Annotated in this window: 11 protein-coding genes; 6 read left to right on the top strand and 5 right to left on the bottom strand. The window is 71.6% G+C overall.

The window, feature by feature from the left end; all coding sequences use genetic code 11:
- Window positions 1–121 precede the first annotated feature (121 nt).
- Together AB0M29_RS15160 and AB0M29_RS15155 are read left to right on the top strand one after the other, a co-directional pair.
- A complete protein-coding gene (locus AB0M29_RS15160) occupies window positions 122–1300 on the top strand; it encodes a family 2 encapsulin nanocompartment cargo protein terpene cyclase (RefSeq protein ID WP_365382716.1) in 1179 nt (392 codons plus the stop codon).
- Window positions 1297–2139, top strand: coding sequence for a geranyl diphosphate 2-C-methyltransferase (locus tag AB0M29_RS15155; protein ID WP_365382715.1), 843 nt, complete (start codon window positions 1297–1299; stop codon window positions 2137–2139). Before AB0M29_RS15160 ends, AB0M29_RS15155 begins: the two co-directional genes overlap by 4 nt.
- 77 nt (window positions 2140–2216) lie before the next feature.
- On the opposite strand, the gene AB0M29_RS15150 is transcribed toward AB0M29_RS15155, so the two are convergent.
- A complete protein-coding gene (locus tag AB0M29_RS15150; protein ID WP_365382714.1) occupies window positions 2217–2627 on the bottom strand; it encodes a Fur family transcriptional regulator in 411 nt (136 codons plus the stop codon).
- A 232-nt stretch (window positions 2628–2859) separates the two neighbouring features.
- Here AB0M29_RS15150 and katG point away from each other — a divergent pair, with 232 nt between their 5' ends.
- The 4 genes from katG (at window position 2860) to AB0M29_RS15130 (ending at window position 9368) form a co-directional block, all read left to right on the top strand.
- Window positions 2860–5091 (top strand): catalase/peroxidase HPI, encoded by a 2232-nt coding sequence (gene katG / locus AB0M29_RS15145; protein ID WP_365382713.1) that lies wholly within the window; start codon window positions 2860–2862, stop codon window positions 5089–5091.
- 126 nt (window positions 5092–5217) lie between these two features.
- Entirely contained in the window at window positions 5218–5625 is a 408-nt protein-coding gene (locus tag AB0M29_RS15140; protein ID WP_365382712.1) for a hypothetical protein, read from the top strand.
- Complete coding sequence (locus tag AB0M29_RS15135) at window positions 5612–8425, top strand: protein kinase (RefSeq protein WP_365382711.1); 2814 nt, start codon at window positions 5612–5614, stop codon at window positions 8423–8425. Before AB0M29_RS15140 ends, AB0M29_RS15135 begins: the two co-directional genes overlap by 14 nt.
- A 166-nt stretch (window positions 8426–8591) precedes the next feature.
- Complete coding sequence (locus AB0M29_RS15130; protein ID WP_365382710.1) at window positions 8592–9368, top strand: polysaccharide lyase family 7 protein; 777 nt, start codon at window positions 8592–8594, stop codon at window positions 9366–9368.
- Window positions 9369–9450: 82 nt separating this feature from the next.
- On the opposite strand, the gene AB0M29_RS15125 is transcribed toward AB0M29_RS15130, so the two are convergent.
- From AB0M29_RS15125 to AB0M29_RS15110, 4 genes are all read right to left on the bottom strand, one after another.
- Window positions 9451–10272, bottom strand: a complete 822-nt coding sequence (locus AB0M29_RS15125) for a hypothetical protein (protein ID WP_365382709.1) — start codon at window positions 10270–10272, stop codon at window positions 9451–9453.
- Window positions 10273–10307: 35 nt separating this feature from the next.
- Window positions 10308–12101, bottom strand: a complete 1794-nt coding sequence (locus AB0M29_RS15120; protein ID WP_365382708.1) for a serine/threonine-protein kinase — start codon at window positions 12099–12101, stop codon at window positions 10308–10310.
- A 324-nt stretch (window positions 12102–12425) separates the two neighbouring features.
- Window positions 12426–13322: a YhjD/YihY/BrkB family envelope integrity protein gene (locus tag AB0M29_RS15115; protein ID WP_365382707.1), complete on the bottom strand. Its 897-nt coding sequence runs from the start codon at window positions 13320–13322 to the stop codon at window positions 12426–12428.
- 158 nt (window positions 13323–13480) lie between these two features.
- Window positions 13481–13969: C-terminal helicase domain-containing protein (locus tag AB0M29_RS15110; RefSeq protein ID WP_365382706.1), on the bottom strand; the 489-nt coding region annotated here is incomplete at its 5' end.

Here is a 13969-nt window from a genome sequence, read left to right as displayed (position 1 = left end):
GATAGACGTCGCTCTCGCACCTCTGTGCGCCCCCCGCCGAGCGACTGCTCGCCGACGGCCCCGGGAAGGTCTCTGGGCGCCAACACGCCTATCCGCACGAGGACTTGCGAGGACACAGACGATGGCACCCACCATCCCGTACGGCCCGACCGGGTTGGGGACAGCAGGTCTGCGCATCACCGGGACGGCGCCCCCGTGGCGGGAGGAGCCGGAGGACGGGGCGCCGGGCCGGGAGGAGGGGGCCCGGGGGGAAGGGGGTGGGGAAGGCAGCGGCGGCGACGCGGAGGTGCGGCCCGGCGAGCAGCGCGTGCGGCCCATCCCCGGGATCCACTTCCGTCCGGCGATCCAGCCGGAACCGGAGCTGGTGGCGGAGGTGGACCGCAGGACCAAGCTGTGGGCGCTGGAGCTGGACCTGATCCCGCCGGAGTGGGAGGACCAGTTCGAGGGGTTCGGCTTCGGCCGTTCCGTCTGCCTCGCGCACCCCGACCACGCCGACGTGGAGCGGCTGCTCGTCGCCGCCCGGCTGCTCGTGGCGGAGAACGCGGTGGACGACTGCTACTGCGAGGACCACGGCGGTTCGCCCGAGGGCCTGGGCGCCCGGCTGGCGATCGCCCACTCCGCGCTCGACCCGCTGCACGCGACACCCGAGTACGAGGCCGACTGGCACGACGGCATGGCCGCCGACGCGCCGCTGCGGGCGTACCGCTCCTCGATGGAGCACGCCGTGCGGTGGGCGGCGCCCGCCCAGGCCGACCGGCTCCGGCACGACCTGGCCCGGCTGCACCTCGGCTACCTGGCCGAGGCGGCGTGGAGTCTCGACGGGACCACCCCGCCGGTCTGGGAGTACCTGGTGATGCGGCAGTTCAACAACTTCCGCCCCTGCCTGACCCTCACCGACCTCGTCGCCGGCTACGAACTGCCCGCCCCGCTCCAGGCCCTCGGGGCCGTACAGCGGCTGACCGCCCTCGCGAGCAACGCCTCCACCCTCGTCAACGACCTGTACTCGTACACCAAGGAGAAGCGCTCCGAGCGCCCGCACCTGAACCTGCCCGTCGTCCTCGCCCGCCGCGACCGGCTTCCGGAGCGGGAGGCGTTCCTCAAGGCCGTGGACATCCACAACGAGATCATGCACCGCTTCGAGACCGAGAGCGAGCAACTGCGCGAACGGCTCCCCGACCCCGTGCTCGCCCGCTACCTGGTCGGTCTCGCCGCCTGGGTGTCGGGCAACCACGAGTGGCACAGCACCAACACGCACCGCTACACCCTGCCCGACTTCTGGACCCAGGAGAACGCCGCATGACCATCTCGACCGAACCCAGCCCTTACCAGAACGACATCGCCCGCTACTGGAACGACGAGGAGCGCCCCGTCAATCTGCGGCTGGGAGCGGTGGACGGCCTCTACCACCACCACTACGGCATCGGTGACGTCAACTGGAGCGTACTGGAGGCCAATCCGGCCGAGCGCGACCAGGCGATCATCGACGAACTGCACCGCCTGGAGTCCGCCCAGGCCGAACTCCTTATCGACAGCCTGGGTTACGTCGCCCCCGAGGAGCGGATCCTCGACGCCGGTTGTGGCCGCGGCGGCACGTCGATGCTGGCCCATGCCCGCTTCGGCTGCCATGTCGACGGCGTCACGCTCTCCAGCAAACAGGCCGCGTTCGCCAACGAGCAGGCCAAACTGGGCGGTGTGGCGGGCCGGGTGGCCTTCCATGTCGGCAACATGCTGGACACCGGCTTCACCCCGGGTGCCTACCAGGCCATCTGGAACAACGAGTCGACGATGTACGTCGACCTGATGGACCTCTTCGCCGCCCACTCCCGGCTGCTGAAGCGGGGCGGCCGCTATGTCACCATCACCGGTTGCTACAACGAGGTGTACGGCCAGCCGAGCAAGGCCGTCTCCACGATCAACGCCCACTACGAGTGCAACATCCACGGCCGCAGCGAGTACTTCCGCGCGATGGCCGCCAACCGGCTGACCCCGGTGCAGGTCCTCGACCTGACGCCGCAGACGATCCCTTACTGGGAGCTGCGCGCCAAGTCGTCCGTCGCCACCGGTATCGAGGACCCCTTCCTGTCCTCGTACCGTGACGGCTCCTTCCAATACCTGCTGATCGCCGCCGACCGCATCTGATCCGCACCCCTAACGACGGGGCCCGGCCGCCCTTCCCGGCGCCGGGCCCCCACGCTTGTCCGGACCCCGGGCCGGTCCTAGGCGCAGGACTCGCACAGCCCCCGGTAGGTGACCTCCACGGAGGTGACGGTGAAGCCGAAGCGCTCGGTGGCGGGCAGGTCGGCGAGGGCGTCGCCCGCGGGGTGGACGTCACGGACCGTGCCGCAGCCGGAGCAGACGAGGTGCTGGTGCGGGTGGTGGGCGTTGGGGTCGTACCGCTTGGCACGGCCGTCCGTGGCGACCTCTATGACTTCGCCGAGCGAGACCAGCTCACCCAGCGTGTTGTAGACCGTCGCCCGGGAGATCTCGGGCAGCCGCCGGGCCGCACGGGCGTGCACCTCGTCGGCCGTGAGGTGCACATGGTCGCCGTCGAGGACCTGGGCGACGACACGTCGCTGGGAGGTCATCCGCCAACCGCGCCCTCGCAGCCGCTCCAGCAAGTCGCTCATATCGGCTCACCTATTTTTCAGGCTCGTGGGATACCCGGAAGTAGATTATCAGTGGACGTCCGGAATCAGATGAGTTACGCGATTGGCGTGCTTCTTGACTTGGACTGTGTCCATCGTAGGATCGGTTCTGGTGATAGCCAAGGGACAGGATGACTCCAGTACCGCCGGAGCCCTCCCGTACCGCCCTCGCACTTGCTGACCACCGTGATCCGCCTGGTCCGGAAGGATTCCCATGTCTGAGAACCACGATGCAATCGTCACCGACACGAAGGCAGAGAGCGGGGGTGGCTGCCCGGTCGCGCACACGCGCGCGCCGCACCCGACCCAGGGTGGTGGTAACCGTGAGTGGTGGCCGCAGCGACTGAACGTGAAGATCCTGGCGAAGAACCCCGCCGTGGCCAACCCCCTCGGCGAGGAGTTCGACTACGCCGAGGCGTTCGGCAACCTCGACCTCGCCGCCGTGAAGCAGGACATCGCCGAGGTGCTCACCACCTCGCAGGACTGGTGGCCGGCCGACTTCGGCAACTACGGACCGTTCATGATCCGTATGGCCTGGCACAGCGCGGGCACCTACCGCATCAGCGACGGCCGCGGCGGCGCCGGGGCCGGTCAGCAGCGCTTCGCCCCGCTGAACAGCTGGCCCGACAACGGCAACCTGGACAAGGCCCGCCGCCTGCTGTGGCCGGTCAAGAAGAAGTACGGCCAGAACATCTCCTGGGCCGACCTCATGATCCTCACCGGCAACGTCGCCCTGGAGCAGATGGGCTTCGAGACCTTCGGCTTCGGCGGCGGCCGTGCGGACGTCTGGGAGGCCGAGGAGGACGTCTACTGGGGCCCCGAGACCACCTGGCTGGACGACGAGCGCTACACCGGCGACCGCGAGCTGGAGAACCCGCTCGGCGCCGTCCAGATGGGCCTGATCTACGTCAACCCGGAGGGCCCCAACGGCACCCCCGACCCGCTGGCCGCGGCCCGCGACATCCGCGAGACGTTCCGCCGGATGGCGATGAACGACGAGGAGACCGTCGCGCTGATCGCCGGCGGCCACACCTTCGGCAAGACCCACGGCGCGGGCCCGGCCGAGAGCGTCGGCCCCGACCCCGAGGCCGCCCCGCTGGAGGAGATGGGCCTCGGCTGGCGCAACTCGTACGGCACCGGCAAGGGCGGCGACGCGATCACCAGCGGCCTCGAGGGCATCTGGACGAACACCCCCACCGCCTGGGACAACAGCTTCTTCGAGATCCTCTTCGGCTACGAGTGGGAGCTGTTCAAGAGCCCCGCGGGCGCCAACCAGTGGCGGCCGAAGGAGAACGCGGGCGCGGGCACCGTCCCGGACGCGCACGACGCGTCGAAGACGCACGCCCCGACCATGCTGACCACCGACCTGTCGCTGCGGATCGACCCCGCGTACGAGCAGATCTCCCGGCGCTTCCTGGAGAACCCGGCGGAGTTCGCCGACGCCTTCGCCCGCGCCTGGTTCAAGCTGACCCACCGCGACATGGGCCCCGTCGTCCGCTACCTCGGCCCGGAGGTCCCCTCCGAGACGCTGCTGTGGCAGGACCCGGTGCCGGCCGTGGACCACGAGCTGGTCGACGCGGCGGACGTCGCCGCCCTCAAGGCCCAGGTCCTCGCCACCGGCGTGCCGGTGGCCGACCTGGTCTCCGCCGCGTGGGCGTCGGCCTCGTCCTTCCGCGGCAGCGACAAGCGCGGCGGCGCCAACGGCGCCCGCATCCGCCTCCAGCCGCAGAGCGGGTGGGAGGTCAACAACCCCGACACCCTCGCCACGGTGCTGCGCGCCCTGGAGGGCGTCCAGGAGTCGTTCAACGCCGCGCAGACCGGTGGCAAGCGGATCTCGCTGGCCGACCTGATCGTGCTGGCCGGCGGCGCGGCCGTCGAGCAGGCCGCCAAGGCCGGTGGCGTCGAGGTCCAGGTGCCGTTCTCGCCGGGCCGCACCGACGCCTCGCAGGAGCAGACGGACGTGGAGTCCTTCGCCGCGCTCGAGCCGAGCGCCGACGGCTTCCGCAACTACCTCGGCAAGGGCAACCGCCTGTCGCCCGAGTACCTGCTGCTGGACCGGGCGAACCTGCTCACGCTGAGCGCCCCGGAGACCACGGTCCTCGTCGGCGGCCTGCGGGTCCTCGGCGCGAACCACGCGCAGTCCTCGCTCGGTGTCCTGACCGCCACCCCCGGCGTGCTGGACAACGCCTTCTTCGTCAACCTGCTCGACCTGGGCACGACGTGGAAGCCGGTCTCCGAGGACGCCGGCACCTTCGAGGGCCGCGACGACGCCACCGGCGCCGTCAAGTGGACCGGCAGCCGGGTGGACCTGGTCTTCGGCTCCAACTCCGAGCTGCGCGCCCTCGCGGAGGTCTACGCGAGCGACGACGCCAAGGAGAAGTTCGTGCGTGACTTCGTCGCCGCGTGGAGCAAGGTGATGGACCTGGACCGCTTCGACCTCGTCTGACGGTTCCCCCCGGGCGGCCCCCGCCCGGCCCCGACGCCCCGTTCGGCCAACCCAGGCCGGGCGGGGCGTCCGCGCTGCTAGTCTCGGCGACCGGTGTGGTCACGGGGGAAGTTGTGGTGCTGCGCGATGACGGTCGAATTACGGGTACATCTGACGGACGGCGGCCAACTCGCCGACCTGCGCGAGTGGATGGGCGGACACCCGGGCGTCGCCGTGCGGGCGGTGGGCAGGAAGCCGGACCGCAACAGCCAGGGCACGGCATGGGACTTCCTGTCGGTGGCCTGCGCGGCGGGCGGCCCGCTGGTGGCCGCGGTACGAGCCCTGCAGCTGTGGATCGAGGCGCAGGTCACCGAGATCGAGGTCGAGGTCGGCGGCCGCCGGATCAAGGTCACCGGCCGCACCGCCGGGACCGTACTGCCGCAGGTCATCGAGGCGGCGCGGGCGCTGGAGGCGGGCGCGGGCACCGGCCCGGGGCCCGCGACCGGAGCGGGAGCGGGGGCGGGCGGTACGGAGGGCGCGGATGAGCCCGCGTGAGGACATCGACTTCGGCCGGTCGCGGGCGATCCTGCTGGGCACCTCGGAGTACACGGCCGGTTTCAAGGGCCGCGCCGCCATGCCCGCGGCGCTCAAGAGCCTCGCGGAGATGCGCAAGGTCCTGACCGGCCCCTGCGAGTGGCCCAAGGCGCGGATCAGCGAACTGCCGAACCAGAAAGACAGCGGCAGACTGCTGCGCACCATCACCCCGCTGATCCGCGACGTCGACGACGTCCTGCTCTTCTACTACGTCGGCCACGGTCTGCCGCTGCCCGAGAGCGGGCGGTACGACCTCGGTCTCGCCCTCACCGACACCAACGACGACCCGGCGCACCGCGCGCTCACCTCGCTGCGGCTGCGGGACCTGCGCGAGCAGATCGTCCACCACAGCACCGCCCGGATCAAGGTGCTGATCCTGGACTGCTGCAGCTCCGGCATCGCGACGAAGTACGGCGAATCCGCCGCCAACCTCACCGCGTACGCGGTGAGCGCCACCCCGGTGCGCGGCGCGGGCATGTACGTGTGGGCGTCCTGCGGGCACTCGCAGGAGACGTACTTCGAGGAGAAGAAGGGCGGCCTGACCTACTTCACCAAGTACCTGTCGGAGGCCGTCCGCGAGGCGCACAGCGAGCAGTCCGCGGGGGCCACGGTGGCCCATCTGCACGACGAGGTCAGGCGCCGGCTGCGCGAGACGAGCATCCCGCACGCGTCCTCCCAGCCGACGCCCGACCTGCACTACAGCGGCCGCCCCGACCAGTTCCTCTTCGTCCGCGGCAGCGTCCCCGTCCGCACCGGGCCCACGTTCCGGCTGGGCAAGCTGGAGGACGGCGACCCGCGCAGGGTCGGGCCGTACGAACTGAAGGCGCGTCTGGGCGCGGGCGGGATCGGCCGGGTCTTCCTGGCCTTCACGCACGGCGGGCACGCGATCGCGGTCAAACTGCTGAAGCCGGAGCTGGGCCAGGACCCAGAGTTCGCCCGGCGGTTCGGCCGCGAGGTCGAGGTCGCGGCCGAAGTGCGCAGCAGTCATGTCGCCCAACTCCTCGACGCGGACCCGGGCGCGCGCGAGCCATGGCTGGCCAGCAGTTACGTGTGCGGCCCCTCGCTGCTCGAACTCGTACGGGAGAGCGGCCCGTTGCCCAGCAGGGACGTGCTGCTCATCACCGCCGGGATCGCGCGGGCGCTGCAGGCCATCCATGCCACCGGCGCGGTGCACCGGGACCTGAAGCCCGCGAACGTGATGCTGGACGAGACCGGGCCGAAGGTCATCGACTTCGGGATCGCCAAGTCGGTGGCGGCCACCCTGATGACGCGGACGAACGCGCAACTGGGCACGCCCGCCTACAAGTCGCCCGAGCAGGCCACGGGCCGCAAGACGGTGGGGCCCGCCTCCGACATCTTCACGCTGGGCGCCACGGTCTACTTTCTGGCCACCGGCAGGGACGCCTTCGAGGCGGAGGACCCGCTCGGCCTCATCCACCTCATCGCCCACGAGGAGCCCGAACTCGGCGCCCTGGACAGCGAGGTCCGCGACGTCGTCGTACGGTGCCTGGCCAAGGACCCCGACGCGCGGCCGACGCCGCAGGAGGTCGTGGCGATCTGCACGGCCGCGACGGGGCCGGTGACGGCGGGGGCGTATCTGCGGATCGCGCACGCCGCGCCCGCGATCAACGCACGGGCCGAGGCGCTGCGGGCGCTCGCGCCCAAGCCGCTGCCGGGGGACGAGCTCTGGGGTGGGCCGGGGTCCGGTGACATCCCGAGCCCGTTCACGCCGCCGGTCAACTCCCCGCACGCGGAGACCGAGGTGGTCGTGGGGAGCCCACCGCCCAGCGGGCCGCCCTCACGGCCGCCGTCGAAGTCCCCGTCCCCGACCGGCCCGGTCATGGCCGGGATCCTCGCGCTGGTCTGCGTCCTGCTGCTGGCCTGGCTGCCGCACCAGCTGGCCCACGGCCACTCCGGCAACGCGGCCGACTCCGGTCCGAGCACCAGCTCCCCGGCCGAGGAGTCCACCCCCGCCACGGATCCGGAGACACCCCCGCAGGACGAGCCGTCCGACACTCCGACCACCGACGACCCGCCGACACCGACACCGACGCCCACCCCGTCGCCGACGCCCAGCCCGACGAGCACGATCGAGGGTGCGCGGATCGGCGACTGCTTCGTCAACGACGGTACGTTCGAGGCCGCGCATCTGCGGGCGGCCTCCTGCGGCAACGACGTCTTCCAGGTGGCGCAGGTGCTCCAAGGCACCCAGGACACCAGCGGCTGCGACGGCGTCCCGAACACCGACTACCGGCTCAGCTACTCCGGTTACGACCTGGTGCTCTGCCTCACCTACCGGACCAGCAACGACGTCTACCACGCACGGCCCGGCAACTGCGTCTTCGGCCCCAACGCCGCCAGCGCCCCCTGGCACCTCCAGGGCTGCCAGACGGGCAACTTCACCGTGAAGGCCCGGCTGACCGGCACGACCGACACGTCCCGCTGCCACGGCTACCAGGACGTCGACGAGATGACGACGAACACCACCCCCTGGTCCCAACTCGACGTCGTGCTCTGCCTGTCGATGAACTACCCCAACGCCGCCGCCCGCGCGCCCGTCGGCTCCTGCCTCTTCCGCTCCGGCTCGGGCTCGTCCACCACCTTCCAGTACGCGTCCTGCCCCGGCGGCAACGTGGTGGTCACCGGCCGGGTGCAGCAGTACTACGACACGGCGTACTGCAACGCCGGTCACGGCTGGACCACTTGGCGGTCGAACGAGTTCCCGTCGCTGGCGTACACGGTCTGCTTCCGCACCACGTAAGTTCTCATACATGAACGCGCAACCGTCACAGTGAACGGGGAAAGTGAACTCCCCCTGACGCGCAAATCGTTGACGAGCCAATACGAGAGGTGTTATCCAAGTTGGGCGCCCCAATGGACTAGACCTAGTTCATACCTCTGAACCCCACCTCAGAAGGGCTCCCCCCATGAAGATCCGTACCAAACTCCTCGCCGCGGCCGTGGCGCTCGGCACAGCCGGGACGATCGGCTTCCTCGGGGCCGACGCCCACGCCGCGTCGCCGTCGGTCGCGCCGGGCGGCAACTTCAACCTGTCGGTCTGGGAGTTGCAGGAACCCGTCGGCTCGCCCGGGTCGCCCACGACGATCTCCTCCTCGCGGCTCCAGGGCGCCAACGGCTTCCAGGACGCGTACTTCTACACCGACACCCGCGACGGGGCGATGACGTTCTGGGCCCCGGAGCACGGCGTCACCACGCCGAACTCCAACTTCGCGCGGTCCGAGCTGCGGGAGATGAACAGCAACGGCAGTGCGGCGGACTGGTCGCTCAGCGGCAGCCACAAGCTCAAGGCGACGCTGCGAGTGGTGTCGGTGACGTCGAACGTGTGCGTCGGGCAGATCCACCTCGGCACCGGCGGCTCGTCCACCAAGCCGCTGATCGAGCTGTACTTCCACTCCAACGGCGACATCGTCGCGGGCCTGGAGAACTCCCCGTCCGGCGGCCAGACCCCGCACACGGTCGGCCATGTGTCGGTGGGCAAGACCTGGTCGTACACGATCGCCGTCTCCGGCGGGAACACCATCGACCTGACGGTCAACGGCAGCACGACGCACTACCCGATCCCGTCGTCCTTCGACGCCTACAAGCAGTACTTCAAGGCGGGTTCGTACAACCAGTCGTCCTCCAGCAGCACCACGAACGGCGCCCGCGTCGCCTTCTACGGCCTGACCGTCCAGCACGGCTGACCGCCCGGCGCTCCTCCCCCCACCAGCCGGGTCCGGCCCCCTTCCGCCGAGGGCCGGACCCGGCCGCTCGGCGCGGGGCGGCTCAGCGGCAGCGGTACGCGAAGGTGACGGCCGCCGAGCGCTGCTGCGGGGCCAGCACCTCGAGGGTGGCGGTGGCGTTGAGGGTGCCGGGGCCGTCGAAGCTCCACAGCAGGACCACGTCGGTGCTGCGGTGGCCCTTCGCCACATGCTGCTTCAGCTCGTCGGAGACCGTACCGTCGCTGCGCTTCCACCGGTAGCGGACCGTACCGGCGCCGCCGCTGGTCTTCAGCGTCCCGATCACCTTCGCCGTGCTGTGGCAGCCCTGCACCGCCGTGTCGTTGCGCACCGACACCGCGTCCACCTTCGCCGAGCCCGGCAGGTGCTGCCAGGCCAGATACGCCAGCACCGCGAGCAGCACCACGACCGGCAGCAGCCAGCCGCGCAGCGCCCGCCGCCGCCGCTTCCCCGGCTCCGCCGGGGCCACCGCGTCGCCCGGCCGTACGGTGCCGTGCCACACGGCCGCGGTGTGCGAGGTCGACCCCGAGAGGTTCGGCCCCGGCACCCCGGGCCCGAACCGCCGCAGCCCGCCCGTGCCGCTGCCGGAGCCGGATCCCGTGCCCATCGACGGCTCCGGCTCGACCGCTTGCGCGGCGGGCGCCTGCCGCAGCGTGACGTCTTCCGCCGCCATCGGCGCCGGTGCGCTCGCGGTGTACGGCACCTCGCTCGACCACGAATCGGGGTCGAGTACGGTCGCGCGCGTCGGCTCGTCGAAGTCGCCCTCGGGGCCGAGCAGCTTGAACGTGGCCTCGTCCTCGGGCGGTTGCGGTTCCGGCCGCTTCGGCCGACCCGAGAAGTGCAGACGGGGGTCGTGTTGGTTCGACATGGGCGTCTTCCCTGAGCGGAGGGGGAGGGCGGCGGTCAGCCGATGGCTGCTGGGTTCGGGCAGGTCTTGGACGCCAGCGTCCGCGAGCTGTTCTGGCCCGCCCCCGCCGCCGGCTTGGTGGAGACCGTTACACCCCAGACCGGGTAGCCGAAGTCTCTGATGAAGCGGTGGCGGTACATGTCCGCGACAGTCGTCTTGCCTGCGGGCAGCGGCACCACGTCCGGGATTCCCATGATGGTCGCTCCGTTGGCATCGACGAGGAACCAGGAGAGCGTCAGCGTCCCAGCGGTGACACCGTCCATGTGGACTGTGACCGGTACCTGCACTCCGTACTCCGTGGTGGTGTCACACGTGAGCCCTCCGACGGACACATCAGAGATGGGAAGCGGTGGCTTCGTCGGCGGCGTCGTAGGCGGCGTCGTCGTGGGCTTCACCGTCGGCGTGACCGTGGGCGGAGTCGTCGTCGCTCCCGCGACCGTCGGGGTGGCCGTTGGGGAGGTGGTCTCGGTAGGTGTCGTGGTCGTGCTGGCCGTCGTGGACGGGGTCGCGGTCGGCGTCACCGTGCCCGTAGCCGAGGGGCCCGTCGCTGGCGCGACCGGGGGACCCGTCGTCAGGGAGGTGAGGGCGGACGGGGTCGAGGTCGTGGTGACCGCGTCGGGGCCGCCGCCGACGGTGGCCACCGCGGTGACGGCGAGCCCGGCGGAGACCAGGACCGCGACGACCGCGCCCACCAGGACCTTGGCGCGCTTGCCGAGGTGCCGCCGGCGGCCGTGCCCGGCCAGGGCGCCCGCGGCGCCCGCCCCGGCGACGACACCCAAGTCGCCACCGGCTCCACCGGCTCCAGCGCCAGGCCCCTTGAGCTGCGTGTGGGCCAGCGCCGTCGTGCCCGAGGCACCCGCGCCGCCCGCGTGCGGGAGCAGCAGCGGCAGCAGGGCGACGAGGGCGGCGAGCTTGCGCTGGCCGCGCTCCTCCCAGTCCTCGCCGTACGCCGCGGTGGCGACGGCCTGGAGTTCGGCGACGAAGTCGGCCGCGGTCTGCGGGCGTTCCGGCGGGGTCTTGGCCAGGCCCCGGATGATCAGCGGGCGGACCGGTTCCGGCACCTGGTCGTTGGGGATGGGCGCCTCGGCGTGCTGCATGGCCAGCTCGAACATCGTCGAGCCGGAGTACGGCTTGCTGCCGGTGAGGCACTCGTAGAAGGTGACCGTGGCCGCGTAGACGTCGGTCGCCGGGGTCGCGGGGCCGCCCGCCCACTGCTCGGGCGCCATGTATGACGGGGTGCCCGCCACATTGCCGCTCTCGCCGCTGCGCACCGCCACGCCGAAGTCCACCAGCTTGGAGACGCCGTCGGTGGTGACCAGGACGTTCGCGGGCTTGTAGTCGCGGTGCACGACCCCCGAGGCGTGCGCGGCGGCCAGGCCGAGCAGCGAGCCCTTGAGGACGGCGAGGGCCGGTTCGGGCTCGGTGGCGCCTTCCTGGCGCAGCAGGGTGCGCAGGGCGATGCCGTCGACCAGTTCCATGACGATCGCCGCTTCGGCGCCGTCCTCGACGTACTCGTAGAAGCGGGCGATGTGCGGGGAGTCGAGGTCGCCGAGGAGTTCGGCCTCGCCGCGGAACGCCTCGCGGAAGCGGTCGTCGTCGCCGAGCTGTCCTGCCAGGTACTTGATGGCGACGGCGGTGCCGGTCGCCTCGTGCCGGGCGAGCACCACGCGCCCGGACGCGCCGGAGCCGAGCTCGCGTTCATGGGTGTAGCCGGGTACGACCCATTCCGGGCCGTCGTACCCCGGGCCACCGGAGTAGCCGGGTCTGCCGGAGCCGCCGTTGCCGTCCATCGTGTGCCGTCCCCCTCACGAACCCCCGACGGCCCACCTTCCCCACCCGTACCGCAGCGTGTGCGGGTCGCGGTGCCGTCGCCGCGCGTCCATGCGCTTCCTAAGCGTCGACGCAATGTACTGCCCCGCGGGTTCCCTGGCACGCCCCGCCGTAGAGAGGTGGCGGGAGCCGGCCGCCACCCCCGCCGCTGGCGTCGCTCCCGCCTCTCAGGGCACGCCGGAGGCCCGCCGACGGCCGACCGCTGAGTCCAGGCTCACACCGGCGCGAGGGCCACGCGGGACGACGCTCGGGACGACGCCCAGGACGCCTTCCGGGGGCGCCGCTCAGTCGACGCCGCCGCCCGCCCCGTCGTAGCGCCAGCGCACCCCGGGGGCGGTTTCCTCGGGGACCTCGTACCAGCCCTCCGGCTGCCGCGGTCGCGGTATCTCGCCGCCCTGCCGCAGCATCCGCCCGTCACGTACGTGCCTGCCGAGCAGCGCCCCGCCGAACACGACGAAGCCGACGCCGACCAGCCAGGTCACCACGGTCAGTACGGTGCCGACCGGCCCGTACGCGTCGGCGTTGCTCAGCATCAGCGACGCGAAGAACAGGTGGGAGAAGATCCGCAGCCCCGCGAGGCCGAGCATGGTGAAGACCGCCCCGGGCAGCGCGGTGCGCACATCCACGGCGCCGTAGAGCAGGAAGCGCTGGCCCCAGGCGAAGAACAGCACGCCGAGCACGAAGGTCACGACGATCCGGACGATGCTGGGCAGCACCCCGCTGCCCAGGACGGCGGCGCTCTGCGACTCGCAGAACAGATAGAGCGTGAGCACCGTCAGCCACACCGCGCGCCGCCAGTCACGGTGCCAGGGCCCGGACGGCAGGTCCCAGATCTTGCGGTAGCCGGTCTCCACGCTCGCCACGAAGGACAGCCCGAAGTAGGCGAGCGACGCCAGGCTCCACGCGCTGGTGGCGCTCAGGACGTTGCTGGGCGCCGCGAACAGGTTCCGTACGCTCAGCGAGCCCTGCGCGTTGAGGCCCATCCCGTCGACGACCCACTGCGCGAATCCCGGCCGGTTCTCCCAGGGCGTCGCGGCGGCGACGACCACCAGCAGTGGCATCAGGGTGACGAAGCCGAGCGCGGCGAACCCCATCGACCGGTGCAGCAGCTCGATATGGGCCCCCTGCTTCCACAGGCGCCCGGGTGCGGACCGCTTCCATGCCCCCGCCAGTCCGGCCATGAAGTCACCTTCCCGCTTCCCACAGCATCACCGCTGTGGATACCGGGCGAGGCCCCTCTCGCGCAACTCCGGTCCCACCAGCCGCTGTTGTGCGACGGATGGGATCGGTCTGACGGAGCCTCGGCCCGGGCGGCCGGGGGCCCGTGGTGCGACGAGCCTCAGGCGGCGCTGCCCGGTGCGGACGAGCGGCGGCGGGCCTGGGCGGGGCGGCTGCGGCGACCGCGGCCCGACGAGGAGGCGCCACCGCGCCGCGGGCGCTCGGCGGCGGGTGCGGTGATCGTGACGGGCACGCCCGAGGGTGCCTGCGCGCCGGTGATACGGGTCAGTTCGGCCTCACCGGACCGGACCTGGGCGATCCGCGGGGTGATGCCCGCGGTGGCCATCAGCCGGCTCATGTCCCGGCGCTGGTGCGGCGTGACGAGGGTGACGACCGTGCCGGACTCACCGGCCCGCGCGGTACGACCGCCGCGGTGCAGGTAGTCCTTGTGGTCGGTCGGCGGGTCGACGTTCACCACGAGGTCGAGGTTGTCGACATGGATGCCGCGGGCCGCCACGTTGGTGGCGACCAGCACCGTCACATGACCGGTCTTGAACTGCGCCAGCGTACGGGTGCGCTGCGGCTGGGACTTGCCGCCGTGCAGCGCCGC

The organism is Streptomyces sp. NPDC051976 (assembly GCF_040680795.1).
In the GTDB taxonomy this organism is placed as follows: domain Bacteria; phylum Actinomycetota; class Actinomycetes; order Streptomycetales; family Streptomycetaceae; genus Actinacidiphila.
The sequence above is the reverse complement of the archived record's forward strand: the minus strand, read 5'-3'. Positions and strand labels throughout refer to the sequence as shown.

What these genes read in the sequence shown, in the direction of transcription:
- AB0M29_RS15160 (WP_365382716.1), top strand. Translation starts at nt 122, where the DNA reads ATGGCACCCACCATCCCGTACGGCCCGACCGGGTTGGGGACAGCAGGT.
- AB0M29_RS15155 (WP_365382715.1), top strand. Translation starts at nt 1,297, where the DNA reads ATGACCATCTCGACCGAACCCAGCCCTTACCAGAACGACATCGCCCGC.
- AB0M29_RS15150 (WP_365382714.1), bottom strand. Translation starts at nt 2,627, where the DNA reads ATGAGCGACTTGCTGGAGCGGCTGCGAGGGCGCGGTTGGCGGATGACC.
- katG (WP_365382713.1), top strand. Translation starts at nt 2,860, where the DNA reads ATGTCTGAGAACCACGATGCAATCGTCACCGACACGAAGGCAGAGAGC.
- AB0M29_RS15140 (WP_365382712.1), top strand. Translation starts at nt 5,218, where the DNA reads ATGACGGTCGAATTACGGGTACATCTGACGGACGGCGGCCAACTCGCC.
- AB0M29_RS15135 (WP_365382711.1), top strand. Translation starts at nt 5,612, where the DNA reads ATGAGCCCGCGTGAGGACATCGACTTCGGCCGGTCGCGGGCGATCCTG.
- AB0M29_RS15130 (WP_365382710.1), top strand. Translation starts at nt 8,592, where the DNA reads ATGAAGATCCGTACCAAACTCCTCGCCGCGGCCGTGGCGCTCGGCACA.
- AB0M29_RS15125 (WP_365382709.1), bottom strand. Translation starts at nt 10,272, where the DNA reads ATGTCGAACCAACACGACCCCCGTCTGCACTTCTCGGGTCGGCCGAAG.
- AB0M29_RS15120 (WP_365382708.1), bottom strand. Translation starts at nt 12,101, where the DNA reads ATGGACGGCAACGGCGGCTCCGGCAGACCCGGCTACTCCGGTGGCCCG.
- AB0M29_RS15115 (WP_365382707.1), bottom strand. Translation starts at nt 13,322, where the DNA reads ATGGCCGGACTGGCGGGGGCATGGAAGCGGTCCGCACCCGGGCGCCTG.